Here is a 26,290-nt window from a genome sequence, read left to right as displayed (position 1 = left end):
TTATGAAAGATTATGCATCATGTGCATAAATAATTTAAAGAAAACAATAACGATACGATCTTTGTCTCTCATATAATAATAAGGAGTTGCCCGTGAATGGATACGATATGCACGGCGCGATAGATTTAACAGCTGCTGACGAAAGCATTACCAGTGCATGTAAACGCTTGTTACAACAGCAAAGCTTCACAACGCAAGATGACATTCGACACCAATTGATCGAGCTAGGTTACGATGATGTCAGCCAGTCAACAGTTTCACGTTTATTGTCTCGCCTAAGCGTCGCAAAAGTACCTAATGCTTATGGTAAGAAAGTTTATTGCCTCACACTTGAGAATGAACCCGTTCAAGTCGGCTCATCAATATCGTCACAAATTGAATTCATTACTCACAATCAATTGGTTGTTGTCGTAAAAACACACCCTGGAGGCGCGCAATTAGTGGCGCGCTTAATCGATATTCAACCTCATGCTGAAATATTAGGCACAGTGGGTGGTAACGATACCGTGATGGTGGCACCTAGAGATATCATGCGTATTGAAGAGTGCGAAAAGGTTGTCAAAACCCGACTGGGTATACCCGCTTAACTTACGTCACAAAACGTTGATATAGATACATTACATCGTTTTTGCTTTGACCTAAGCGACATTGAGTTGCACACTAAGAACACTTTTAGCCAGTAATTCGATTGCTGGCTTTCATCTTTCATTGTGAATGACTGAATAAGGATAACCAATGACTCAAGTTCTACATACAGATCAAGCTCCTGCTGCTATCGGCCCTTACGTACAAGGTGTTGACCTTGGTAATATGGTGCTAACTTCTGGTCAAATTCCAGTAAACCCAGTAACAGGTGAAGTGCCAGAAGCCATTGCAGAGCAAGCGCGTCAGTCTCTAGAAAACGTAAAAGCAGTTGTAGCCTCTTCAGGTCTTAACGTTTCTGATATTGTGAAAATGACCGTATTTGTAAAAGATCTCAATGATTTTGCGACAGTAAATGAAGTTTACGGTCAGTTTTTTGATGAGCACAACGCACCATACCCAGCACGTTCATGTGTTGAAGTTGCGCGTTTACCAAAAGATGTAAAAATTGAAATTGAAGCAATTGCCGTTCGTAAGTAATTCGCTTAAATTTTAATATGTACCATCAATAAAAAGCTGCCAAAGGCAGCTTTTTTATTTTCTATTTAAATTAAATAAATTGATTATTCAGTGTTTATCTAGGTGATATTACTGGCTTGATAACTCATTAATGGCATATTGTAATACCTCAGAAAACCAAGCAGTAAATAGTTCAGGGGTATCAACTAATCCTAGCTCAAGCTCTGCTTTAGGCCACCAGCGATAAGATGTCACTTCATCAGGGTTAGGAATGATGGCAACGTCAGACCCATTGGCGATCAATACATGATCCAGCTCATGTTCGATTAATTGATTATCAAGTTCTGCACGATAAACAAAGCTTGCAATATCATCCAATGATTCTAAGCCGACAATGCCCATCTCTTCGGTTAAACGACGCAAACCTGCCTGCTCTAACGTTTCACCTTGCCTAGGGTGAGAGCAACATGTGTTGGTCCACAAACCGCCACTGTGATACTTACCCAAGGCTCGCTGCTGCATGAGAAATTCTATGCCCTGCGTCGTCTCACGATACAGCAAAACAGAAAAAGCCAAATGCAAAGCTCCATCACGGTGAGCTTGCATTTTTTCCTGCAAACCTAGTGCGCGTCCTTGCTGATCGACCAATACAACCTGTTCTTCAATTATCATGAGCTCTATCTTCTACACATCAAAAACAAAAGGACATGCGAATACTCATCTGCATGTCCTTATTAAATAGTGGCACTTTTTTATTCGAGGTCAATATCTAGCCACCGTTACTCTACAAACCCTGCTAGATGAACCTTTTACTTTCCTGTGCGTGTCGCGACTTCTGCATCAAGCTCTATTAGCTTCTCTTTCATCATGTCGCGGCATGTCTTTAATAGCTCACGCACATCTTCTCTTGTTAGCCCTTCCGTCGATACAGGTGGCATAATTTCAACAATCACAACACCGTTATTCCAACGGTTTAATTTAATCTTATCTGTTGAACTACACACGATAGGTACAACGGGTACTTCTGCACCAATTGCAGCGTGGAAGGCACCAGTCTTAAACGGTAATAAACCACGACCTCGAGAACGCGTACCCTCAGGGAACATCCAGACAGACACTTTTTGTTCTTTAATTTTACTGACTATTTGCCCAATTGTACCAGCTGCTTTACTACGGTTAGCACGGTCAATCAAAATGTTGCCTGTTAGCCAATAGAATTGGCCAAATAGCGGCATCCACACCAAGCTTTTTTTACCGACCGTCACAGTCTTAGGCATGATTGCGCCTGAAACAGTAAACAAATCATAATTATTTTGATGATTGGCAACATACACTTTCGCTCCCGAATCATTGACACCGGCAGCATGGCGAACTTCGAGTTTAACCCCTAATATACGTGTCATCTTGCTAAATAAACGGCCTAACGTATACACATGTTTAGGGTTTCGTGGGCTAAATAAGCAGTAACCACAACCAAATACAAACATGAAAACGGCAAAAATTGCGATGGCTACAATGCGCAATAAAAATATCATGGAGCTCTCCTCAGCGTACAAGCGTTCGCTAGTATACTCAGGCAAAGAGAAATTACATCAATTATGTGTATTAATTGAACATAAACCTATTTACACGACTTCCTAGCAAACGAAACTGTTAACTGATAGACAAATAAAAAGAACAAACCCTCCATGATGAAGGGTTTGTATATAGATTAATTTCTCTAATCTGGCTTATTCAGGGCTATCTGACGCCTGTGCTGTAGAGGTGATTTCCAAGCGGGTAACATTTTGAAGACCACGAGGCAGCATAGTGCCTCGGCGACCACGCTCACCACGGAAGTTATCAAGATCACTTGCTTTTAAGCCCATCTTTCGCTTACCAGCATGTATCGTGACTTGCTCTCCTTGTGGTAACACAATGAGTTGTGACAAGAACTCTTCGCGCGACTTAGAACGAGCCGATGGAATATTAATGATCTTATTTCCTTTCCCTTTACCTAATTGCGGTAAATCTTTGATTGGGAATAACAACATTCGGCCTTCATTGGTAATGACTAAAATCTCATCAGTATCAAGATTCGAGATAGGCTGTGGAGCCATCACTTTTGCTTTTTCTGGTACTGTCAGTAACGCCTTACCGCTCTTATTCTTCGAGACCATATCGGTACTCTTACAAATAAAGCCATAACCCGCATCAGAGCCCATTAGCCACATCTGTTCATCATCGGCCATGAGTACTTGGCGAAGATTTGTGCCAGGAGTTAAATTAAGTCGCCCTGTTACTGGCTCACCTTGGCTACGAGCCGAAGGCAAAGAGTGCGATTCCAACGCATAGCTACGACCATCAGAACCAATTAAAATTGCCGGTAGGTTACTCTTACCACGCGCATGAGCTAAGTAGTTATCGCCTGATTTATAACTCAAGCTCGTTGGATCAACGTCATAGCCTTTCGCATGACGAATCCAACCTTTCTCAGACAATACGACCGTAATGGCTTCGCTTGGGATCAAATCTCGCTCAGTTAACGCTTTTGCTTCAGCTCGCTCAACCAATGGAGAACGACGATCATCGCCATACTTCTCTGCATCTGCTTGAATTTCTTTCTTAATTAGCGTGCTTAAACGGCGCTCTGACCCTAGAAGTTTCTCAAGATAATCACGTTCTTTGGCGAGTTCATCTTGTTCACCACGGATCTTAATTTCTTCTAATTTTGCTAACTGACGCAGTTTAATTTCTAAAATGGCATCTGCTTGAATAACGCTCAAGTCAAAGCGAGACATTAGCTCCGCTTTGGGATTCTCTTCATTACGGATGATTTCAATAACTTCATCAATATTAAGATAAGCCGCCAGTAAACCTTCCAAAATATGTAAACGCGCAACCACTTTATCTAAACGATACTGTAAACGACGACGCACAGTTGAACGGCGGAAAATCAGCCACTCAGTGATGATCTCAAGTAAACCTTTCACCTGAGGACGCCCATCAAGCCCCAACATATTGAGGTTTACACGGAAGCTTTTTTCTAAATCCGTAGAAGCAAACAAGTGATTCATTAATTGTTCGCTATCAATACGATTTGAGCGCGGCACAATAACGATACGCGTTGGATTTTCATGATCCGACTCATCACGCAAATCTTCAACCATTGGCAACTTTTTCGCACGCATCTGGTTCGCGATTTGTTCTAATAACTTCGCACCAGATACTTGGTGTGGCAACGCAGTAATGACGATATCGCCATTTTCTTTATGCCATATCGCACGCATTCGGATACTACCACGACCACTTTTATACACTTTCTTTAGGTCATGAACTGGGGTAATGATTTCTGCTTCAGTAGGATAATCCGGACCTTTGACGAATTCCATTAATTCATCAAGATCAGCTTTCGGGTTATCAAGCAAATGCACGGCTGCATTTGCCACTTCACGCGCATTATGCGGCGGAATATCTGTCGCCATACCAACGGCAATACCCGTTATTCCGTTTAACAGAATATGCGGTAACCGCGCTGGTAACATTTTTGGCTCATTCATGGTGCCATCAAAGTTTGGCACCCAGTCTGCTGTTCCTTGCCCTAATTCACTCAGTAACACCTCAGAAAAGCGTGATAAACGTGATTCGGTATAACGCATTGCCGCGAAGGATTTAGGGTCATCGGGTGCCCCCCAGTTACCTTGCCCGTCAACGAGCGGATAACGGTATGAGAATGGCTGAGCCATTAATACCATCGCTTCATAACAGGCTGAATCACCATGAGGGTGGAATTTACCGAGTACGTCACCAACAGTACGCGCTGACTTTTTATATTTAGCCGTCGCATTTAGACCCAGCTCAGACATGGCGTAAATAATACGACGTTGAACCGGTTTCAAGCCATCGCCAATGAATGGTAAGGCACGATCCATGATTACATACATGGAGTAATTTAAATAAGCGTCTTCAGTAAACTTCCTAAGTGGAAGCTGTTCTACGCCATCCATTGAGACATCAGTCATCGTGGGTTAATCCGTTTAATATATTTATTTTTACGGGCTGCATGAACGCTTAAAACAGCGCTAAAACAGCCCGCAAACTCAATCTTATGTATGCTGGTACACAATAAAAACATTATTCAAAGCCATGCCTAATCGAATTAGACCTCAGCCATATCGCCTTTATCTTGCAACCAAAAACGACGGTCTTCTGCTCGCTTTTTACCTAGCAGCATATCCATCATTTCATTGGTTTTGGTGTCATCATCAATCGTTAACTGGACCAAGCGTCGTGTATTTGGATCCATTGTCGTTTCACGCAATTGCAGTGGGTTCATTTCACCCAGACCTTTAAATCGCTGAACGTTCACTTTGCCACGCTTGGTACTTAGGCGATCCAAAATACCGTTCTTTTCATCTTCATCCAGTGCGTAATACACCTCTTTCGCCAAGTCGATACGATATAACGGCGGCATTGCAATATACACATGCCCAGCACGTACTAAGGTTTCGAAATGCTTCATGAACAAAGCACACAGCAAGGTCGCGATGTGTAAACCATCGGAGTCGGCATCGGCAAGTACACAAATTTTACCGTAACGTAAGCCGCTAAGATCATCGCTGTCTGGGTCAATACCCAAAGCAACAGAAATATCATGCACTTCTTGTGATGCCAGCACTTGATCAGCAGACACTTCCCAAGTGTTTAGAATTTTACCGCGTAATGGCATGATCGCCTGGAACATACGATCACGAGCTTGCTTCGCTGAACCGCCCGCCGAATCACCTTCCACTAAAAAAAGCTCGGTGCGATTAAGATCTTGTTGAGAACAGTCGGCCAATTTTCCTGGAAGAGCTGGTCCTGAAGCGATTTTTTTACGAACCACTTTTTTGCTGGCTCGCATACGTCGATGCGCATTAGCAATACACGTTTCTGCTAGTTGCTCTGCAAGTTGTGGTCGCTCATTCAACCAAAGGCTAAAGGCATCTTTTACAACACCAGACACAAAGGCTGCACATTGACGCGATGACAAACGCTCTTTCGTTTGCCCTGCAAATTGAGGATCTTGCATTTTAACCGACAAAACATACGCACAACGGTCCCAAATATCATCGGCCGTTAGTTTCACACCACGTGGTAGTAGATTCCGGAATTCACAGAACTCACGCATGGCATCTAATAGACCTTGGCGTAAACCGTTAACATGTGTGCCGCCTTGCGCGGTCGGAATTAAGTTAACGTAGCTTTCAGTGATTAATTCACCACCTTCTGGCAACCAAAGCAGCGCCCAATCAGCCGCTTCAATTTGGCTGGTAAATACGCCAACAAAAGGTTCTTCAGGTAACAAGGTATACCCTTTCACACCTTCAAGCAGGTAATCTTTTAAGCCATCTTCGTAGCACCAACGAACGGTTTCATCAGCAATTTTATTGGTGAAAACAATCTCAAGCCCTGGGCATAGCACTGCTTTGGCTTTTAAGACACTTTTTAGTCGTGAAACAGAAAATTTAGCGCTGTCAAAATATCGAGCATCCGGCCAGAAATGCACACGCGTACCTTTCGCACGGCGCCCACAGGTACCAATAACTTCGAGCTCTGAGACTTTATCGCCATGTTCAAATGCAATTTGATAAATTTGCCCATCACGTTTTACGGATACTTCAACACGTTTAGACAAGGCATTTACAACCGAAATACCTACCCCGTGTAAACCACCAGAAAACTGATAGCTATCATTTGAGAATTTACCCCCCGCATGCAGCTTACATAAAATAAGCTCAACACCAGAGACACCTTCTACAGGGTGAATGTCTACTGGCATGCCTCGGCCATCATCGATCACTTCAAGTGATTGGTCAGCATGAAGGATCACTTCTACTTTTCGGGCATGACCAGCCAGCGCTTCATCGACGCTGTTATCAATTACTTCTTGACCAAGGTGATTGGGCCTAACCGTGTCGGTATACATACCTGGGCGGCGGCGTACTGGCTCAAGGCCATTTAGAACCTCAATGGATCCGGCGTTATAGCTTTGCTCTGTCATATTACGGAAGGCTACTAGAAATTTGGCAACAATAGTCAGTAACCTCGGCTTGGTTGTCAAGCGGAGGTCAACGGTAAAACTCACAATTGTGAGTCGAGCTATAACCTTAGCTTATTTACGGCTATAGCTTTAAGAATTGAATTACATCGGCAGGAAAGCGTTCAAAATCAACAAAACTGTGGTCGCCATCTGGCTCAACGGTTTGCTTACTTGCGGCATATTTATCTACAGCTTGGCGATAATCTAAGACTTCATCACCCATTTGTTGTAACAACCAAAATTGTTTTGGATCAACAAGTTGTTCAACATCCATGGTTTTCAATTCATCAATATGTTGAGGCTCTAGCCAATACTTTTCACTGGTATAAGGATTTACTTGTTCACCAAGATAATCTTGCAGTAATTCATAAGGCTTTACCGCAGGATTAACCAATACAGCAGGAAGCTGGTGACGGTTATTTAACCATGTTGAAATATATCCACCTAATGAGCTACCCACTAAGCCTATCGTATAATCTTGCTTAAAGTTGCTAACTAAATCATCAATAAATGTGGCAGCTTGTGCCGGATAGCAAGGCATTTGCGGGATCTCAACACGAATATCTGGCCGATGTTGCCTACAGTATTCTGCCATTATCTGCGCTTTTAATGACAAGGGAGAGCTGTTGAATCCATGGATATAAAGCAACAACGGTTTCATTTAATAGCCTGCTGAATTAAACAAGGGGATAAAGCGTCTACCTTGTAAACGACAAACATCAGTATTTAACTGCCCTTCTCGGGTTAATTCAAGGTAACGCCAACCAGGGTTAGTTTTGTCTAAAGCAAAGTCATTTGAATCGGGTAAAAATTGAATACACGTTGACGGTGTCGCAAGCACACGCACACCATGATATACACAATCAAGTTCTTGATGGATATGCCCACACAAGACGGCACTCACCTTAGGGTACTTATCAATGATTTGCCAAAAGGCTTCATTATTGTGCAGCTGATGCTGATCAAGCCAAGCACTTCCCGCCACTAATGGATGGTGATGCAATAATATTAAAGCATGACGTTCTGGGTGTGCCTTTAACGTAGCGTCCAGCATCAACAACTGTGCTTCACTTAGCTCACCATGCGGTACGCCCTGAACTTGACTATCAAGTAGTATGACTTGCCAATAATCCCCTGCAAGCACTTGCTCACACGATTTAATTTGTGGCGATGGCAAAACAGAGTGCATAGCAGGCTGATAATCATGGTTACCCGGCAACCAAAAACAAGGTTGAGACCAGCGGGAAATACCATCTGAAAAATGCTGATAAGATTCATCAGTATGATCTTGTGAAATATCACCTGTTGCTACAATAGCTTCAAACGGGCGTGCGGAAGCATCTACAGCGTCTATCACTGCATTAAAACTATCTTTAGTCGCCACCCCCAACAAACAACCCGACTCATCAGCAAATAGATGAGTATCAGTTATTTGAAGTAGAACCACACTATTAGGGTTCGTTTGTGGCAAAAAATACGTCTGCAAAACGTCAAAAACCTTGTCTATTCTAATTCAATTAACAAATTGATTGCTTCCTGAGCCCATTCTTAAGGCAATAGGTCAGCCAATCCCCCAAAAAGCGATTAACTTGATGTTTTTCATCTTTTTGATACATACGTAAATTGGGATAATCATACCGTGGCTTAAGTCGTGAAATCTGCTGAGCAGAGCACACTTCCGCCACTTTTGCATCGTGATATAACCTTACCGTCAAACGCGGCACTAAGTATTCCACTGCATCTGTTTTATTATGCAACCACAAGCAAATTACTGTGGTATAGCGGGTTGACTCAGTAATTTTAAGTCGATATTCATGTTCAAAAACTAAATACGCGCATTCATCTCCGACGTCATCACTTTTAGGCAATAATGGAAGAAGCTTCGCATAATTGGTTTCATACAAACGCATCAAACCCGTTAGATCAACAGTATATCGCTTATTCAAAAGGTGTCCTTAGACCACTGAAAGTGCCATCGACTTGATTAATATCATTCAGAACTACTTCGCCAGCATAATCCAAAATTAGCTCGCGATACTTACTATTTACTTTGTAAACGTAAGTAGTTCAACTGCAACCATTGTAGCGCAATGATCGATGCGGCATTCTCAATTTTTCCCGACACTACCCACTGGTATGCTTCTTGTCGTGTTATCACATGAACGCGAATATCTTCACCTTCATCAATAAGGCCATGAATCCCTTGTGCTTGCGTACTATCAACGCGACCCACAAATACATCCAATGCTTCAGAACAGCCACCAGAGCTCGATAAATAACGTGTCACTTTTTCTAAATCAGTCACCATTAAGCCAGCTTCTTCTACCGCTTCACGACACGCAACATCGTGAGCGGATTCACCCGGCTCGATAATGCCGGCAACAATTTCTAACTGCCACGGTGTAAATTCAGCCACCATAGCGCCAATACGAAATTGTTCCAATATTACGACTTTATCTTCAATGGGATCATAAGGCAGCAATGCCGCAGCGTGACCACGTTCGAATAATTCACGATCAAGTGGCTTACTCCAACTACCATCAAACAATTTATGTCGTAAGCGGTATTTCACCATACTGAAAAAGCCGTTATATACTTTTTCTGACGACAAAATTTCAACATCATCCTTGGTATAAAAAGGTTGGTTTTCACTTAAAGACACTTTTGGGTCATCCATGCTCTCCTGAATCCCCTATCTTTTCATTCAAAAGGGTCAGCAGCAATGATCAAATTCAACATTTTTCATAAATTTTGTGAATTTTTTTAAGTAATCATTCCTAGTTGGATAGTTTACAATCACATATGATTAAATAAACAACGATATATTAAGTAAAACTACGTAATGATCAGTTCCTAGTAAGCTTTCTTAAGGTACACTGATTCTTTGCGTATATTTTTATCTTTTATCAGGACCAGGAAAGGCATTCATGAAAAAATTGCTTCCGCTCATTATTAGCGTTGCGCTTGGCAGTTTCAGCCAAACAGCACTGGCTGATGATCTTGCTAACATCTACCAACAAGCAAAACAAAACGATCCTCAGTTATTAAGAGCGGCTTCAGATAAAGATTCTGCTTTTGAGGCAATCAACTCATCACGTAGTTCACTACTGCCACAAATTAATTTAACGGCTGGATATAACGTTGCGACATTGGACGGTGATTCTGATGGTTTTAACGGTGGTTTGAGCCTTAGTCAGTCTATCTATAATCGCTCTAGCTGGATAAATCTCGATATTGCAGAAAAAGTGGCTCGCCAAAGCGATGCCTCTTACGCCGCATCACAACAAGATTTAATCTACCGTGTCGCACAATCTTATTTCGATGTGCTTAAAGCAATGGATGATCTTGAATTTGTTCGTGCTGAAAAAGCCGCTGTAGGTCGTCAATTAGAGCAAACTAAGCAACGTTTTGAAGTTGGTCTATCAGCGATCACTGACGTGCATGATGCTCAGGCTCAATACGATAGCGTATTAGCTGATGAAATTCTGAATGAGAATGCACTAATCAACAGCTACGAAGAAATTCGTGAGATCACGGGTCAAGAACACACTAACCTAAATATCTTAGATACGGCACGTTTCTCGGCTAGCGCACCACAATCGAACGTTGAAAGCTTGCTACAAGATGCGGCCAATGAAAACTTAACCTTGCTAACATCGCGTATTTCTCAAGATGTTGCACGTGATAATATTTCACTTGCTGAATCAGGTCATTTACCAACATTGTCGTTTGATGCTGGTTACAACTACGATGATAAAATTAGTATTACCGATGAAGGTACATTAACGGCTGGTATCAATTTAAACTTACCCGTTTATACCGGTGGTAGAACAACCTCTGAAGTGAAACAAGCACAGTTTAATTATGTGTCTGCGAGCGAAGATTTAGAAGGTTCATACCGTGGTGTTGTAAAAGATGTACGTGCTCTTTATAACAACATAAATGCCACGATTGGTGCTATCCGCGCTTACCAACAGTCTGTTATTTCAGCTAAATCAGCATTAGAAGCAACTGAAGCTGGTTTTGACGTAGGTACACGTACTATTGTTGATGTTCTTGATGCAACACGTCGTTTATACGATGCAAACCGTCAGCTATCAAGCTCTCGTTACCAGTACATCATCAGTCAAATTCAGCTTAAACAAGCCGTTGGTTCATTGAACGAACAAGACATCATTGATGTTAACAAAGGCTTGATTGCTGCGAAAAAATAATCTTCTCGTTCGCATTTTTTCATCGAATACGGCTTCTATTGAATAGTACTTCGAAGTAGGTAATGCAACGATACAGATATAAAAAAAGCGCCATACTCTATGGCGCTTTTTTATGCTTCAATTCCAGCAAGTGGAATTAAAAACCAATACTTATCCAGAGTGAACCAGAATAGTATTAACCTTTGCCGCCACGAATCGCTTCAATGATCTTACTGGTAGAGCAACCATCTTCAAAATTCAGAACACGCACTTCGCCACCAGCAGCAATAACCTCTTTTCCGCCCGCAATATCTTCAGGCTTATAATCACCACCTTTAACCAGCAGACTTGGTAATATCTCACTGATTAAACGTTGAGGCGTTTCTTCCGTAAATGGAACCACCCAATCAACAGCACCTAGGCCTGCCAATACCGCCATACGACGATCTTCTGGGTTAACTGGACGACCAGGGCCTTTTAGACCTTGCACTGAGCTATCAGAATTCACCGCAACAATTAAACGATCACCTAATTTAGCGGCCTCTGCTAGATAAGCAACATGACCCGCATGCAAGATATCGAAACAGCCATTAGTCATTACAACCTTTTCACCACGTTTTCTTGCTACTGATACCGCTTGCTTAAGATCTGCTTCAACAATCACACCGTAGCCACTATCTTGGCTACCATAAATAGCTTCAGTCAGTTCAATGGTTGATAGTGTCGAGGTGCCTAACTTAGCGACCACGACACCTGCCGCAGCATTGGCTAGTTTACAAGCATCCGCTAACGATTTACCCGCAGCAACAGAAGAAGCTAATACTGATATCACCGTATCGCCAGCACCTGTTACGTCATAGACTTCTTGAGCAAGTGTCGGCAGATGCAAAGGCGCTTGTCCTTTCTGTAGCAAGGTCATGCCATGTTCACTGCGTGTAACCAATAGCGCTTCAAAATCAAATCGCTCGATCAGCTCAAACCCTTTTGCTACTAGTTCATCATCGCTCGTCACTTTACCGGCAACAAGTTCGAATTCAGATAGATTAGGGGTTAATAATGTAGCGCCACGGTAGCGTTCAAAATCGGTACCTTTAGGATCGATAAAGACGGGCTTACCCGCTTCACGTGCTAGCTTAATCATGGCACTGACATGCTCCAGTGCACCTTTCGCATAATCAGACAAGATAACCGTTTTTACATGCGTTAGAGATTGCTCTAAACGCGGCAGAATAAGGCCCTTATCCACACCATGGAAACCTTCTTCAAAATCTAACCGGATCATCTGCTGCCCACGGCTCATTACACGCAATTTGGTAATGGTTGGGTAATCAGGCAACGACACAAAATCACACCGTACATCTAGCGAGGTCAGCTTTTCATTTAAGGCTTTCGCTGGCTCATCTATCCCTGTTAACCCAACTAAATGAACATGCCCACCTAAGGCGGCAATATTCATTGCAACGTTTGCAGCACCACCAGGGCGTTCTTCGATCTGCTCAACTTTGACTACTGGTACTGGCGCTTCAGGCGAAATACGCCCAGTGGGTCCATACCAATAACGATCAAGCATGATGTCTCCAACAACCAGAACACTAGCTTGATCATAATCAGGAAGAGTCAGTTTCATTTTTATCTCCGGGATAGTGAAAATCGCCAAATACTAACATAAAGTGAAAATGCCTTACATTACGGCGGTTTAAATACACTTAGTTGGCTTTGACCAAAAATAAGCGCTATTAATTTATTTTAAGTATTCGTTAAATAGATGATTATGTTAATAAAAATACATTACTCATCACTGTTTGGTACTAAGTATTCTTGCCAGATCTGCTGTACAGTTTCACGCTCAGTGACAAACTGTGATTCATCAACATAAGCGGGTAATCCAAGTAAGTTCAAACGGTGAATATCATCCCGCATCACGCAATAAGCTTGCTTCAATGCCGATGCTTGAGGCAAGCTCAATACTTCACATTCCGCCATAGTATCAAAAATACGAACATTATCAGACCAACGTGTTAAATAAGGTTCAGTATGCGAATGTTGTAATACCAAATATTGCGCTAAAAACTCAATATCAGTAATACCACCTTTATCTTGCTTTAAGCCAAACATTCCGGCTTTTTTACTGCCTAAATGATCGCGCATTTTATGACGCATGCTCACTACATCAGCCTGTAGTGATTGGGGATCTCGAGGATGAGTTAGAATGCGTTTTCGAACATCAGAAAAAGCATCGAATAATGGCACATCACCATAAATCATTCTGGCACGCACTAATGCTTGATGTTCCCATGTCCATGCTTCTTTTTGTTGGTATTCATCAAAAGACTCAACAGTACTTACCAATAGACCAGAGGCACCTGACGGGCGAAGGCGCACATCAATTTCGTATAACACCCCAGAAGATGTTCGCGTCGAGAACAAATGCACAATGCGCTGCGCTAGCCTTAAATAAAACTGACGTCCATCAATCTCTTTTCTACCGTTGGTATAAACATCGGCAGGGCAATCATGTAAGAAAACCACATCTAAATCAGAACCGTAGCCTAACTCCCAACCGCCGACTTTTCCGTAGCCAATAACACCAAAACCTTTGCCATTACGATCAACTAAATGGGTGGGCTCACCATACTTCTCGGCCATTTGTAGCCAAGCTTGGTTCACCACAGCTGTGATAATTGCCTCAGCAAGGTATGTAAGGTGATCACTCACCACCATCAAGGGCAACGCCCCCGCTATATCAGCTGCTGCAATACGTAATAATTGCGCTTGCTTATACTGACGAATAGCCTCCATTTGTTGCTCCATATCTTCTTCAGGGATACGAGCAAGATATTCGCGTAACTCATCACCATATTGATCCAATGGGGTTGGATTATATAAATGTTGATGATCTAATAGCTCATCAAGCAAAATCGGGTATTGCGTTAACTGCTCTGCCACCATCGGGCTCGCAGCACATAATCGAATTAATTGCCCTAATGCTGCAGGGTGCTCACCAAGCAACTCAAGATATGTGGTACGGGTTGCAACACGCACAATCAATTTAGTCACTCGTGCCAATACGGCTGAAGCATCAGGGCGTGGAACAATGCGAGACAACACATCGGGCATCAGCTTTGCAAGGACTTCTCGACCTCTAGGCCCTAACGTACGCTTCGATAATTCCGTTTTCATCCCCAATATAGTGCTAACTTGGCTAGCGGGATCTGCCGCATCGAGTTCTGCCATAATACTCAACAGAACATCTTCATTTTTCGCCATTGCCCACATTTCATGGTATTGCTCACTAACAGAGCACCCAGCTTCATCTTCTTCAGTACCGATAATATCGTCAAACACCTGATGGACGGCACTCATGTGCAGATCCGTCGCTTCAAGCAAGGCTTGCCAGTCTGCGTAGCCCATCGCAAACGCTAAGCGTATTTGATCTAGAGGCTTATCGGGTAGTGTCTGTGTTTGTTTATCGTCAATCGCTTGTAGTAAGTTTTCTAGCTTTCTTAAAAAGCAGTAACCTTGCTCGAGGTGTTCAATATGTTTTTCTGGCAGTAATGCCAGCTGCTTCATTGCAGCCAAGGTTTCAAGCAAGCCTCGTCCACGTAAGCTTGGTTCTCGTCCGCCGCGAATGAGCTGGAATGACTGGGCAATAAACTCAACTTCACGAATACCACCAGCGCCTAACTTAATATTATTACTAAGGCCACGGCGTCGCACTTCGCTGCTGATCATAGATTTCATGCGACGCAATGCTTGAATGGCACTGAAATCGATATAACGACGGAAAACAAAAGGACGTAACATTTGACGTAACTCTTGGTATTGGGTGAAGCTTTCACGCCCCATTACACGCGCTTTGATCATCGCATAACGTTCCCAATCTCGCCCTTGCTCTTGGTAATAATCTTCTAGTGCCGCGTAGCTCATCACTAAAGGACCACTGTCGCCAAATGGGCGTAACCGCATATCAACACGATAACAAAAACCATCATAGGTTGGCTGATCAAGTGCCTTTATTAAACGCTGACCTAAACGGGTAAAGAATTGAGCATTTGCCATGCTACGGCGACCACCTACCGTTTCACCGTTTTCGGGGTAAGTGAAAATAAGATCAATATCAGAAGAAAAATTGAGCTCTCCACCACCTAACTTCCCCATCCCAAGCACCAACATCGGCTGCGCTTCACCTGCAGAGTTTGTAGGCGTACCCCATTCTTTACAGCATTGATTATAAAGCCATTGATACGCTTCCATAATAAGGGCTTCAGCAAGCTCAGAGAGATGTGTAAGGCTTTGCTCTAATGTGGACTTATTCGTGAAATCGCGCCACGCAATCCACACCATTTCTTGGCGTCGAAAGGCGCGTAATTGACGCATTAACCCGACATCATCAGCTGTGGTCGCTAGCTTTTTTTCAAGCTGTTGACGGTATTGCTCTGCGTGCTCTTTATCATCAAGATGTTCGGATAGCCAAGGTAACAATTGCCCATCGCACACTAGAGATGAAGCAATGAAATCACTTAAACCAATCACTGTTTCAAGTTCATTTTGGCGCTCTGTTGGCCATAGAGCTAAGAGTTCAGGATGGGCTTGTTGAAGTTTATCTAACGCTTTGGTTGCGGCTATAGACAATAATTCAGGTCGCTCTAGGTGTTGAGTCATCGCAGTTCCTTTGATCCTTTTTCCTGATGAGCTTATCGCTCACGCCATTGTTATCACCAAATTGTTATCGCCAATAAGAGAAAACTCGGGGATATATTAATTACGATACCACAAAGAAACGCCCACCTAGAGGTGGGCGCTTTATAAAAACATTGAAGATGAGTGCTTTCTCACTACTCGATGATTTTTACACTTTAAATGCTTGGATCTTCCCTTCCAAATCATTAGCGTAAGCTTGCATCGTGTCTGATGTTTCTGACAGCTCACTTACAACCGTCACGGAGGCTTCAACTAATTCACGAACATTGGTTAAATTTTGATTCATCTCATCAGCTACTGCCGTTTGCTGTTCAGCAGCCGAGGCTATATGGAAGTTCATATCATTGATTTTTTGCACTTGCTCAACGATTTTATCTAACTCGCCGCCAGCTCGAGTCACTAAATCAACCCCTTCAGCAGCTTCTACAACACTTTGTTCCATCAAATCAACCGCTTGATTAGCGCTGCTCTGTAATTGAGAGATCATCTCTTGAATCTCGACCGTGGCTGTTTGGGTTCGCTGCGCCAAATTACGCACTTCATCTGCCACAACGGCAAAACCGCGTCCGGCATCGCCCGCACGTGCCGCTTCAATAGCAGCATTCAGTGCCAGTAAATTAGTTTGCTCTGAAATACCTTGAATAGTGACAATCACACTACCAATTTGATCAACACGTGCTTCCACTTGATTTACCGCACTAGCCGATTGCGTAATATCTTGAGATAACTGATTAATAGTAACGATGGTTTTCGAGACAAACTCTTGTCCCTGTGCCGCTTGCTCAGAGGTACCTTCAGTGGTATTTGATGCATCACGAGCATGCTCAGCAACCGTTTGTACCGTCGAGGTCATTTCACTCATTGCAGAAGCGAGTTGATCAATTTCAGTAAATTCTTCTTTGGCCGATTCTTTCGTTTCCACCATACTGATCGACATAATCTCGGCCAAGCAAGACAGTTCTGCTGATGTTTCTCGTTGATTACCCATCACATCACGCAATTGCACCCGCGTTCGTTCAAGCTCACGCGCCAAATCGCCATATTCATCATTGCAATCCATGTTGATCGGTTGAGATAAATCACGATCGGCCAACTTTTTAATGCTATCGGCTAAATACTGTGTCTGGCGTAGCATCACGCTGGAACCACCCAATAAAATGGCCATGAATGCCACAATCATTAAACCCGTTTGCCAAGCCACCTGAGTAAGAAAACCATTGTAGTAACCATCTGCAACCGAAGCAGACTGCGATGCAACAACCAACCAGTTCCACTGAGGTAATTCAATCGCATAGTCAAAACGAGCCTGATCGTTAAGAACAATAGAACCTGCACCAGTGTGCTGTGAAAAATACCGCGCTAAAGAGATTCCTTGATCAGTGATATCCGTTAAATTACTGATAGAACGGGCCGTAGGATGACCAATTACCTTTCCAGTATCACGCTCAACTAAATAGAGGTATGCGCCTTCTTGCCAGCTTGCAGCTTGTGTATTAATTATTTGCTCTGCCATTGCCTTGCCGCTTTCGCCTTGGGCAAGGAAATTATTTAATAACGCAGCGTTCGCTTGGGCTAACTCTTCAGAGCGATCTTGTTGAATCTGCACAACTGACTGATGAAAGGTATTTGCATCCCATAATTGTTTACCAATCAGTAGCAACGTACTGAATACCATTAACAATACGAGCTTAGGCACAAGACGTATATTTGTTAATCCTTTTTCCCATGGTTTGAACACCATCTTGGTCATTTGGTATCTCCCTATTAATCGTGCGCTGGCTTCAACGATCTCAGTTGTTTATAGTGATAGCGATATCATGTCCAACAAACCGATTACTTTACCCATTGAATCGAAAAAGCCTGAATTATTTCAAAGCTCAAAAAAACTATAGCTATATTAACTATCGGCAGCAGATTGTGAAGATTAAATAATGAAAAAGATCGACGGCGTCAAACATGAATTGCATCCAATGAGCCTGATGGCTTTAATATTATCTTTCATGTCGTTAGCGATTGTGACCAGCTTAATATTTATTCCGCAAACAGATGATGTTTACAGGCTATTTCTGGGCATCGATACATTTATCTGTTTAATGTTTTGGTGCCAATTATTGACCGATTTATGCCGTTCTAAACAGAAAATCAATTACCTTAAAACCCATTGGTTAGACTTCATTGCCAGCATTCCAATCATTGAACCTGTTCGCTATATTCGCGTATTACAAATATTTCGCGTATTACGGCTAATCCGTTCTAGCCAGCAGGTGTTGGCTCATATCCGAAGTAATCGCCGAGAAGCGACCGTCGCCACCATTTTTTTATTAATTACGGTACTTGTAACTGTCGGTTCTGCGCTGATATTGATTTTAGAAGGTAGCGATCCTAACGCTAATATTCACTCTGCTACTGATGCAGTATGGTGGGTATTTGTAACCATTTCGACCGTAGGCTATGGCGACCACTATCCCGTTACTATTTCCGGTAAATTATTGGCTGCTGTAATTATAATCTGTGGGGTGGGTCTGTTTGGTATGGTGGCAGGTTTAGTCAGCTCGGTTATTTCTGACCCACAAAAACAGAAAGAAATTGATGAAAAGAAACATCGAAAAGAATGGCAACAAATGCTCGACACACAAAAGCGACTTCTTGAGCGATTAGAAACACTGGAATGCCACCTGAGTGAAAAGGCGGAAAAAGAACATTACGGGCATAAAAAATGAATATAAAAAAGCGCACCTACATCAATAGGTACGCTTATTTTATATGTTTTATGGCCAGTACGGAGTTAGTTCAATCCCCATTTGACGCGTCTGATCCATAGCATGGATCAATGATTCTTCTTTTCGACTCAGCCATTTTTCAATCTGAGCTTGATCTTCTTCATCGTCTTGAAGGGCCACAAGAGAACGAACCACATCTAACTGATGGAGATCTTCAATACCTTGTAAAAGGTCTTGCCATGGCATTCTAAAATACGAACGTTTACCTTCATCATACAGCTCAGCAAAACACATCCCACTCATCAGATTGCGTAATAACCGAGGTTGTTGATCAAAATAATCAATCCGGTTTAATTCACGAGAAGAAGGAAAAACATCTTGTAGCTCTTCCCATGAACGAGATAATGCACTATCAGAAAATAGCTTAATATTATCCGCTAATTTATTACGCATTTTGTCATCAAGGAATGGCTGCCAACCTCGACTTAAAATCCAACGGCTTAAATCAAGTAACAAACCACAGTATCGTGCGGATTGTAATAGCTGCAACATATCACTGGCGGTCGGTAGCGCTTCAAAACGAGCATCCAACTGTTGAAGCAATGGTTTACGGGCATTTAACTTTTTCAGTAAACTCCCTTTTTCTGCCTGAATCGCTACAATATTTGACGCTTCATTTAACCACTGAAGTTCACCTTCAAGCCACTGTAACTCTTGTCGAATTAATGCACTCGCGCGACGAGGAATCACGCCACCAAAAACAACAAAGGCTTGTCGAATCAAACTTAAGGCATTTTTAAGTTCGCTCAGCGCGGCTAGATCATGACACTCAGCAAAAATCTGCTCATGATAATGCCAATGCCCTAAGGCATGTTCTAACGTATTTACGAAAACCGTTTCAACTGAGTCTTGAGGTTCAACATTCACAAAGGTCAACGCTTTAACATCATCGCCCTCATACCCCGCAGCAAGGCGGTAACCTCGTGCCGCTTTACTTAAATTACCCAGACGCATACCGCCTTCGGTACAAAGCTCGCGAGCTAATGTAAACAAAGCATCGGTTTGACCAGAAATCAGTTCTAACTCAACTTCACAGATGGGAGTCGTTTGGCCATTGGCACTAACATGCCCCTGATCAAAAGCCAATTCAATCTGACTACCATCAGGCATTGCAACCAACCATTGTTGACGCTCGAAATCAGTTGAAAATAGTGGCTGAAGTTGTTGTTGAATATCTGCAACATCAACACTTTCTGGCCATGCATCGATCGGATGCAAGGTAAGATCAGGTACCGTGCTATTGGTTTCAGCGTTGTATTCCGGACGCTGATGCAATCCCGCAACAACACGACCCGCCGTTTTTAATGTCTGAACATATACGTCATCATAACGACGAATGCGTAAACCTATATCATGCTGTCGCAAAATTTGTTCAGGCGTGTCGAAGTAGACGTTGCCTAGCATTCGGCTGCTTTGCTGCAGTATTTTCGATTCAGATATTTTGCGCAATAAATGACTCGAAAATTCCGGCGAAACGAAAAGCTTCAGTTCTATCTCAGTTTCCATAGTTATACCTATAAACAGTGGCAAACCAAGGATATTTCCTTATGCGCTTGGGGGCAAGTGAGAAATTTCAACAAAACCTTGAACAAAAGTGTTTCCCCTATACTTAGTTATACGTTACCATGCGCGCCTCAATGACCATCGCTCAAGAATTAGCCATTTTAGGCACTCTCTCAGGTTGATCGGCTATGCCAGTAAATACAATAATGGGGCTCTTTGCTAAATCCCCAATGAAACCACTGCAACGTCACGTTACTCGCGTAAATGAATGTTGCGATTTGCTTATACCATTCTTTCAAGCATGTAATGCTGGAGACTGGGACAAAGCATCTCACTTGCGTGAACAGATTTCGCAACTTGAAAAAGATGCGGATGTATTGAAGCGTGAGATCCGTCTAAAGCTTCCTCGTGGCCTTTTCATGCCAGTCGACCGTACTGACATGTTAGGACTTCTTACTCAACAGGATAAACTAGCCAATCTATCAAAAGACATCGCAGGTCGAGTCTTAGGTCGTAAGCTACAAATCCCTGCCGTTATGTATCCTGATTTCGTCGCATACGTTCAACGCTGCCTTGACTCAGCTGACCAAGCTCGTCGAGTGATCAATGAATTGGATGAACTGCTAGAAACAGGCTTCAAAGGCAGAGAAGTAACGCTTGTTGCCGAAATGATTAATCAGCTTGACGTCATCGAAGATGACACTGACACCATGCAGATTATCTTGCGCCAACAGCTTATGTCTATCGAAGACCAATACAACCCGGTAGATGTAATGTTCCTTTATAAAATTCTCGAGTGGGTTGGCGGTATCGCTGATCAGGCACAACGTGTCGGCTCGCGATTAGAAATCATGCTGTCGCGCTCTTAAGCACGAGAATTTAAAATAACAAGGTTTTACAATGGAAATCCTGGCTAACTACGGCACCATTCTTATTTTGGTGGCGGCTATCTTCGGTCTTTTGATGGCGATTGGTATTGGTGCAAACGATGTTGCCAATGCTATGGGTACTTCAGTAGGTTCAAAGGCACTTACCGTTAAACAAGCAATCATCATTGCGATGATTTTTGAATTCGCAGGTGCTTACCTTGCGGGTGGTGAAGTAACAGATACTATCCGTAAGGGTGTTATCGACATGTCGTTTTATACTGATCAACCAGAAGTTTTGGTTTACGGTATGATGTCAGCTCTTCTTGCTGCTGGAACATGGCTATTGCTAGCTTCTTATATGGGCTGGCCGGTATCAACAACACACTCAATCATCGGTGCTATCATCGGTTTTGCGTGTATTTCGGTTGGTACTGAAGCTGTGGATTGGCACTCGGTTCAGGGCATTGTCGGTAGCTGGCTTATTACTCCTTTAATTTCAGGTCTCTTTGCTTACCTGATCTTTATCAGTGCTCAGCGCCTCATTTTCGATACTGATAACCCCTTGATAAATGCCAAGCGTTTTGTCCCTGTTTATATGTTTATCACTGCGATGGTCATTGCGTTGGTAACAATTACAAAAGGGCTAAAACACGTTGGATTACATCTATCAAGTGGTGAAGCTTGGGCGGCATCGGCTGCTGTATCTACTCTGATTATGATTTTTGGTTATATCTATATCAGTAAAAAGTACACTGACGATGGTAGCTCAGTTGATAGCAATGGCTATGCTGGCGTAGAACGCGTATTCAGCCTATTAATGGTTGTTACAGCGTGTGCGATGGCATTTGCTCATGGTTCCAATGATGTAGCTAATGCGATTGGTCCTCTATCTGCGGTTGTATCAACCGTTCAGAACATGGGACAAATTGCTGAGAAAACAACAATAGCATGGTGGATTCTACCATTAGGTGGTATCGGTATTGTTATTGGTCTAGCAACAATGGGGCACAAAGTAATGGCCACTGTTGGTACTGGTATTACAGAACTAACACCAAGTCGAGGCTTTGCTGCTCAGTTAGCAACAGCATCAACCGTGGTATTAGCATCTGGTACTGGCTTGCCAATCTCTACAACACAAACATTAGTTGGTGGTGTAATTGGTGTTGCTTTCGCCCGTGGTATTGGAGCGTTGAACTTAGGCGTCGTGCGTAACATCGTCGCGTCTTGGGTTATAACGTTACCTGCTGGCGCCCTACTTGCTGTTGTTTTCTTCTACATAATGCAAGCTATTTTTGGTTAATCGTGACTCAGGTTCAAAAGAGGGAGGCTTTGCCTCCCTCTTTTCTTGCACCTAAGGCACAAAGTTTTTAGTATCTGTGCTCTTAAAGAATACGGCTCCTCAAGGATCAAATTGTGAAGCATCTAATTAGCATTTTATTATTAGCTTGCGCTGTTGTTACAGCTCCTGTGCAAGCTGAGCAAGTTCGTTATATTTCGGACAACTTATTCACTTACATGCACAAAGGTCCAAGCACTCAATTCCGTATTATCGGTAGTGTGAATGCGGGTACCAAAGTAGCATTACTGGAAACCAACAAAGAAACGGGCTTTAGCCGCGTTACCGATGACCGTGGACGCTCCGGTTGGGTAAACTCAGACTTCGTTTCTCGTCAAGTTGGCTTACAAGCTCGTGTACCAGCTCTTGAAAGTGAATTAACAAAAGTAAAAGCAGCGCTTGCTGAAGCGACAAAATCAAGCGATGAGCAAAATGCAGGATTGAAAAATTCACTGGCGCTACGCAATACTCAAATCAGTGAAATGGAAGAGAAAAGCATTAAAATGAATGATCAATTAACGGCATCTCAAGCCGAGATTCGTGAGTTACGTGCGAAAATTGACACTCAGAAAGATGACCTACTCATGAAGTGGTTTACGTATGGCAGTATGGTGGCTGGTTTTGGCTTGCTACTTGGTCTAGTACTTCCACATATCATTCCACGTCGCCGTAAGCGTAATAATGGCTGGGCGTAATAATAGATTACCTTATAAAAATGGCAGCCTATGGGCTGCCATTTTTTTATCTATTAACGGTATACCCAAGCTACCTCAAAACACTTACCACTCAGAAAGCGCTGGCATCGAAACTAAATAACCATCAAATGCCAACACAACTTGCCGTGGATCAATTCGGTAGATTTTCACACCATCAGCGATCTCGTCACCTTCAAACACCTCTCGACCATTCACTTTCACCCAACGGCTTTCTGGCGTTGATGAGTAAATATGCTGCTCAAAGTTCAGTGACGGTAAGCGCTCCTGAACGGCAACAGGCAATTGACCAAGAGGCACAATGGCTGGTTCAGGGTTAGTTTGCGGCACTGATCGTCTTTCTGTAGGTTCGCTATCGTAATACGGCGTCTCACCTGTTGCTGCAATAGCCGATTTCAACTGTCGGGCAAGTTGTGGTGATAAGCCAGACAAATCAAGGTCATCCAATTGCAAAAGATCGGTATCAGCAGATGCTGAACGATCACGACTTGCACTTTCATTGGTATAACGTTCAGCCTCCTGTCGAGATACAGGTACGCTTGCTGGTCGAGTATCGGTCTGAATCTCAGCATAGGCAGGTTGAGCTAAATATTGGCTATCACCTAAAGGTAATGGTTCTGTCACTAACTCTGGATAGGCTAAAAACACAAATTGACCGTCTGCGCTGCTTACCCTTGCTGGCTTAGCCTTTACCGATTTAATCGCCGCTACGCTCTGTATCGCACGCTCAGGGGCAATAACTCGCACCTCCTGAGGCTGAGTCAGTGGTGCAAGCGATTGTGCCGTAAGCACGGTTTCAGAAGACATTTGTATCTTATAACCGACGATCAATACGGCCGGTAGAATAGCTATCACCAACGGCAGTAACCAACTGGGTACTTTCGGTGTCAGTTTATCTTGTTTTAATGAATGTACCACCGCATTGCCATGAGGCACTTGATGAGTAACAGGCTGAGATTGTTGTGCTGAGTGTCCTTGCTCTGACTGCTCTATCGCGTTCAACAAATTGGACATTAGCTTCTCTCCGGTTGCAATGTCGGGCCAGGCAGATTCAACGCAGAATCAAGTACCATTAGCGTCAAAGGACCCGCTATACCATCTGCAGCTAAATCTTGCGATCGCTGAAAACGACGCAATTTCTCTAATACCGATTGACCAAAATAATCAGAATGAGTTTGAGTTTCTCCTAAAAAGGAATTGAGTTGCTGACTAAGCCATGCAACACGTGGCCCTTGCTGACCATAACGAATGGTTGTTTTACTACCATGAGGAGGACGCCACAATAAGGTATATTCACCCTGCCAGTGTTGCTCAAACCACTCGGGTTTAACTGCAATCCGTTCGCCACCAAATAATAACTCAATGCGCTTTGCTGTAACGGCATAAACAACAGCATAAAACGTTTGTTGCTGGCTATCTTGTAAAGTCACCATTGCTGGGCGATTAATTAAACCTAATCGATTTAGATCTGTATTACCTTGATGGCAAGTCAATTGAATTCGTTGGCTCGTCGTACAATTCGCTTGGTTAAGCGCGGTGTCAAACCCCCACAATTGATAAAGCGATTGCATGGCTTGTCGTTCATGTCGACTTTGCGTTATCGCCGCTTGAAGACGTTCTACCGGTGTCGCCACTTTAACAATTTCAATATTTTCAACAGATTCAGCACGAACAGGAGCGGGGTCGTTCACTTGAACGGTAGAAACGGGTACTGTTGTGACAGTAGCTGTCGCGGTAGAACCGTCTTCCTGCTGACTGCTCCAATACCAGCCACCACCAGCGAGTAAAACAGCTACCAGCGCTGTCGTTCCCCATCGAATGAACCCTGTTGGCATTGCGGCAGAGGAATGGCGACTCGCTTGGGTAGCAGGTAATTGCCAACTAAGCACATCATCACATGCCTGAGTCATCATCACCTTGGTAACTTGGTGGCGTGAATGTTGACACGCTCGCAGCATCGCCTTATCACAGACAAGGTTAATCAGTCGTGGAACCCCGCCCGTTGCTTTTGCAAGCTGACGAACAACGGAAGCGTCAAATACAGGGTAGAGACAATTTACCGCGCGTAAACGGTAATTCACATATTCACTGACTTCATCAGCGGTTAATGGAAGTAAGTGATAGCGAGAGGTTATACGTTGAGCCAATTGACGAAGGTTGTCTTGTTGCAACAAATATTGCAATTCAGGCTGCCCGATCAATACTACTTTCAGCAACTTACGGCTATCCGTTTCTAAATTAGTCAATAACCGTAGTTGCTCCAGCACATCAGACATTAAATGCTGAGCTTCATCAACTAACAGTAAAGTTTGCTTTCCTTCACTGTGATTCTTCAATAAATGTTGATAGATAGTGTCTGTTAATACTTTAAAGCTCGCATTGTCCACATAACTCAACCCGAGCTCATCACAAACAGCAGCTAACAAGTCATGAGCCGACAAAGCAGGGTTAAGAATAACCGCCACTTGTGTTTCTTGGGTTAAGCGAGAGATTAATGCGCGTAATACCGTTGTTTTCCCTGTTCCCACTTCGCCCGTTAATAGCGCAAAACCGCCACCATCCGACAGCCCTGCCAGCATATGAGTGAGAGCTTCCCTGTGTCGTTCGCTTAAATAAAGAAAGCGAGCACTTGGAACAATCGAAAATGGCGTTTCAGTTATCCCGAAAAAATCCTTGTACATGATTTATACTCTGCACCTAAATAGACTTAGTTCATAATCCGACACGGTTCTCTTTTATAAGTTCGATAACGCCGCTAGAAAGGCGTTAATTCTAATAATACCTTCTGTAGATGCGTTATATTAATGTGTAGAACGTGTATGGATCGTTAATATTCAAATAGTTATTGCTGTGTTCTAATAAAGCAAAAGTACCTTTGATAGATACCATTGTATACCTTCAAGATTCAATGACACTACCAAGGAAGCAAAAGGTCTGAACTTCAAGCAATAATTAGACTTATACCCATGATACTTCAAGGTGCAAAGTCAGCAAGGCAAGTCGTGCCAAGATGCTAGGCATAAAATTGAGATA

General features: G+C 43.1%; 21 protein-coding genes. 7 read left to right on the top strand and 14 right to left on the bottom strand.

Annotated elements, in window-relative coordinates; genetic code table 11:
• Positions 1–107 precede the first annotated feature (107 nt).
• Positions 108–587 (top strand): arginine repressor, encoded by a 480-nt coding sequence (locus tag C9J47_RS22575; protein ID WP_170107564.1) that lies wholly within the window; start codon positions 108–110, stop codon positions 585–587.
• 148 nt (positions 588–735) lie between these two features.
• Positions 736–1,122 carry a RidA family protein gene (locus C9J47_RS22570; protein ID WP_011217257.1) on the top strand — a complete coding sequence of 129 codons (387 nt, stop codon included), beginning with the start codon at positions 736–738 and terminating at the stop codon, positions 1,120–1,122.
• A gap of 108 nt (positions 1,123–1,230) precedes the next feature.
• Here C9J47_RS22570 and idi read toward each other — a convergent pair whose 3' ends face one another.
• The 8 genes from idi to nudF form a co-directional block, all read right to left on the bottom strand.
• Positions 1,231–1,773, bottom strand: a complete 543-nt coding sequence (gene idi / locus C9J47_RS22565) for an isopentenyl-diphosphate Delta-isomerase (RefSeq protein WP_211321785.1) — start codon at positions 1,771–1,773, stop codon at positions 1,231–1,233.
• Positions 1,774–1,910: 137 nt separating this feature from the next.
• Positions 1,911–2,636, bottom strand: coding sequence for a 1-acylglycerol-3-phosphate O-acyltransferase (locus C9J47_RS22560; protein ID WP_107255516.1), 726 nt, complete (start codon positions 2,634–2,636; stop codon positions 1,911–1,913).
• A 195-nt stretch (positions 2,637–2,831) separates the two neighbouring features.
• Entirely contained in the window at positions 2,832–5,102 is a 2,271-nt protein-coding gene (gene parC, locus C9J47_RS22555; RefSeq protein WP_107255515.1) for a DNA topoisomerase IV subunit A, read from the bottom strand.
• Between the two features lie 137 nt (positions 5,103–5,239).
• Entirely contained in the window at positions 5,240–7,123 is a 1,884-nt protein-coding gene (parE, locus tag C9J47_RS22550; RefSeq protein WP_107255537.1) for a DNA topoisomerase IV subunit B, read from the bottom strand.
• A 121-nt stretch (positions 7,124–7,244) separates the two neighbouring features.
• Positions 7,245–7,823, bottom strand: a complete 579-nt coding sequence (gene yqiA / locus C9J47_RS22545) for an esterase YqiA (protein ID WP_107255514.1) — start codon at positions 7,821–7,823, stop codon at positions 7,245–7,247.
• Positions 7,824–8,648: a 3',5'-cyclic-AMP phosphodiesterase gene (gene cpdA / locus C9J47_RS22540; protein WP_107255513.1), complete on the bottom strand. Its 825-nt coding sequence runs from the start codon at positions 8,646–8,648 to the stop codon at positions 7,824–7,826.
• A 31-nt stretch (positions 8,649–8,679) separates the two neighbouring features.
• On the bottom strand, positions 8,680–9,108 hold the full coding sequence (locus C9J47_RS22535; RefSeq protein ID WP_107255512.1) for a DUF1249 family protein: 429 nt from the start codon (positions 9,106–9,108) through the stop codon (positions 8,680–8,682).
• 95 nt (positions 9,109–9,203) lie between these two features.
• On the bottom strand, positions 9,204–9,839 hold the full coding sequence (gene nudF / locus C9J47_RS22530; protein ID WP_211321784.1) for an ADP-ribose diphosphatase: 636 nt from the start codon (positions 9,837–9,839) through the stop codon (positions 9,204–9,206).
• 250 nt (positions 9,840–10,089) lie between these two features.
• On the opposite strand from nudF, the gene tolC reads away from it, so the two are divergent.
• Positions 10,090–11,376, top strand: a complete 1,287-nt coding sequence (gene tolC, locus C9J47_RS22525; RefSeq protein ID WP_107255511.1) for an outer membrane channel protein TolC — start codon at positions 10,090–10,092, stop codon at positions 11,374–11,376.
• Between the two features lie 175 nt (positions 11,377–11,551).
• Here the strand turns inward: tolC and hldE are convergent, their stop codons facing one another.
• From hldE to C9J47_RS22510, 3 genes are all read right to left on the bottom strand, one after another.
• Positions 11,552–12,982: a bifunctional D-glycero-beta-D-manno-heptose-7-phosphate kinase/D-glycero-beta-D-manno-heptose 1-phosphate adenylyltransferase HldE gene (hldE, locus tag C9J47_RS22520; protein ID WP_107255510.1), complete on the bottom strand. Its 1,431-nt coding sequence runs from the start codon at positions 12,980–12,982 to the stop codon at positions 11,552–11,554.
• A gap of 161 nt (positions 12,983–13,143) precedes the next feature.
• Positions 13,144–16,017: a bifunctional [glutamate--ammonia ligase]-adenylyl-L-tyrosine phosphorylase/[glutamate--ammonia-ligase] adenylyltransferase gene (glnE, locus tag C9J47_RS22515; protein WP_107255509.1), complete on the bottom strand. Its 2,874-nt coding sequence runs from the start codon at positions 16,015–16,017 to the stop codon at positions 13,144–13,146.
• Positions 16,018–16,204: 187 nt separating this feature from the next.
• A complete protein-coding gene (locus C9J47_RS22510; protein WP_107255508.1) occupies positions 16,205–17,806 on the bottom strand; it encodes a methyl-accepting chemotaxis protein in 1,602 nt (533 codons plus the stop codon).
• Between the two features lie 181 nt (positions 17,807–17,987).
• On the opposite strand from C9J47_RS22510, the gene C9J47_RS22505 reads away from it, so the two are divergent.
• Complete coding sequence (locus C9J47_RS22505; protein WP_107255507.1) at positions 17,988–18,776, top strand: potassium channel family protein; 789 nt, start codon at positions 17,988–17,990, stop codon at positions 18,774–18,776.
• Positions 18,777–18,824: 48 nt separating this feature from the next.
• On the opposite strand, the gene C9J47_RS22500 is transcribed toward C9J47_RS22505, so the two are convergent.
• On the bottom strand, positions 18,825–20,342 hold the full coding sequence (locus tag C9J47_RS22500; protein WP_107255506.1) for a CYTH and CHAD domain-containing protein: 1,518 nt from the start codon (positions 20,340–20,342) through the stop codon (positions 18,825–18,827).
• A 185-nt stretch (positions 20,343–20,527) separates the two neighbouring features.
• On the opposite strand from C9J47_RS22500, the gene C9J47_RS22495 reads away from it, so the two are divergent.
• From C9J47_RS22495 to C9J47_RS22485, 3 genes are all read left to right on the top strand, one after another.
• Positions 20,528–21,208 carry a TIGR00153 family protein gene (locus tag C9J47_RS22495; protein WP_107255505.1) on the top strand — a complete coding sequence of 227 codons (681 nt, stop codon included), beginning with the start codon at positions 20,528–20,530 and terminating at the stop codon, positions 21,206–21,208.
• 31 nt (positions 21,209–21,239) lie between these two features.
• Positions 21,240–22,508 (top strand): inorganic phosphate transporter, encoded by a 1,269-nt coding sequence (locus C9J47_RS22490; RefSeq protein WP_006228343.1) that lies wholly within the window; start codon positions 21,240–21,242, stop codon positions 22,506–22,508.
• Between the two features lie 113 nt (positions 22,509–22,621).
• Entirely contained in the window at positions 22,622–23,239 is a 618-nt protein-coding gene (locus tag C9J47_RS22485; protein WP_107255504.1) for a TIGR04211 family SH3 domain-containing protein, read from the top strand.
• An 84-nt stretch (positions 23,240–23,323) separates the two neighbouring features.
• On the opposite strand, the gene C9J47_RS22480 is transcribed toward C9J47_RS22485, so the two are convergent.
• Together C9J47_RS22480 and C9J47_RS22475 are read right to left on the bottom strand one after the other, a co-directional pair.
• Complete coding sequence (locus C9J47_RS22480; protein ID WP_107255503.1) at positions 23,324–24,271, bottom strand: general secretion pathway protein GspB; 948 nt, start codon at positions 24,269–24,271, stop codon at positions 23,324–23,326.
• Positions 24,271–25,938 (bottom strand): ExeA family protein, encoded by a 1,668-nt coding sequence (locus tag C9J47_RS22475; protein ID WP_211321783.1) that lies wholly within the window; start codon positions 25,936–25,938, stop codon positions 24,271–24,273. Before C9J47_RS22475 ends, C9J47_RS22480 begins: the two co-directional genes overlap by 1 nt.
• Between the last annotated feature and the right edge of the window lie 352 nt (positions 25,939–26,290).

The sequence above is a fragment of the Photobacterium indicum genome (assembly GCF_003026215.1).
GTDB lineage: Bacteria > Pseudomonadota > Gammaproteobacteria > Enterobacterales > Vibrionaceae > Photobacterium > Photobacterium indicum.
This window is presented reverse-complemented; position numbering and strand designations above follow the sequence as displayed.

Bases quoted from the DNA above. Each gene is read 5' to 3' on its own strand.
- C9J47_RS22575 (WP_170107564.1), top strand. From the start codon at position 108: ATGCACGGCGCGATAGATTTAACAGCTGCTGACGAAAGCATTACCAGT.
- C9J47_RS22570 (WP_011217257.1), top strand. From the start codon at position 736: ATGACTCAAGTTCTACATACAGATCAAGCTCCTGCTGCTATCGGCCCT.
- idi (WP_211321785.1), bottom strand. From the start codon at position 1,773: ATGATAATTGAAGAACAGGTTGTATTGGTCGATCAGCAAGGACGCGCA.
- C9J47_RS22560 (WP_107255516.1), bottom strand. From the start codon at position 2,636: ATGATATTTTTATTGCGCATTGTAGCCATCGCAATTTTTGCCGTTTTC.
- parC (WP_107255515.1), bottom strand. From the start codon at position 5,102: ATGACTGATGTCTCAATGGATGGCGTAGAACAGCTTCCACTTAGGAAG.
- parE (WP_107255537.1), bottom strand. From the start codon at position 7,123: ATGACAGAGCAAAGCTATAACGCCGGATCCATTGAGGTTCTAAATGGC.
- yqiA (WP_107255514.1), bottom strand. From the start codon at position 7,823: ATGAAACCGTTGTTGCTTTATATCCATGGATTCAACAGCTCTCCCTTG.
- nudF (WP_211321784.1), bottom strand. From the start codon at position 9,839: ATGGATGACCCAAAAGTGTCTTTAAGTGAAAACCAACCTTTTTATACC.
- tolC (WP_107255511.1), top strand. From the start codon at position 10,090: ATGAAAAAATTGCTTCCGCTCATTATTAGCGTTGCGCTTGGCAGTTTC.
- hldE (WP_107255510.1), bottom strand. From the start codon at position 12,982: ATGAAACTGACTCTTCCTGATTATGATCAAGCTAGTGTTCTGGTTGTT.
- glnE (WP_107255509.1), bottom strand. From the start codon at position 16,017: ATGACTCAACACCTAGAGCGACCTGAATTATTGTCTATAGCCGCAACC.
- C9J47_RS22510 (WP_107255508.1), bottom strand. From the start codon at position 17,806: ATGACCAAGATGGTGTTCAAACCATGGGAAAAAGGATTAACAAATATA.
- C9J47_RS22505 (WP_107255507.1), top strand. From the start codon at position 17,988: ATGAAAAAGATCGACGGCGTCAAACATGAATTGCATCCAATGAGCCTG.
- C9J47_RS22500 (WP_107255506.1), bottom strand. From the start codon at position 20,342: ATGGAAACTGAGATAGAACTGAAGCTTTTCGTTTCGCCGGAATTTTCG.
- C9J47_RS22495 (WP_107255505.1), top strand. From the start codon at position 20,528: ATGCCAGTAAATACAATAATGGGGCTCTTTGCTAAATCCCCAATGAAA.
- C9J47_RS22490 (WP_006228343.1), top strand. From the start codon at position 21,240: ATGGAAATCCTGGCTAACTACGGCACCATTCTTATTTTGGTGGCGGCT.
- C9J47_RS22480 (WP_107255503.1), bottom strand. From the start codon at position 24,271: ATGTCCAATTTGTTGAACGCGATAGAGCAGTCAGAGCAAGGACACTCA.
- C9J47_RS22475 (WP_211321783.1), bottom strand. From the start codon at position 25,938: ATGTACAAGGATTTTTTCGGGATAACTGAAACGCCATTTTCGATTGTT.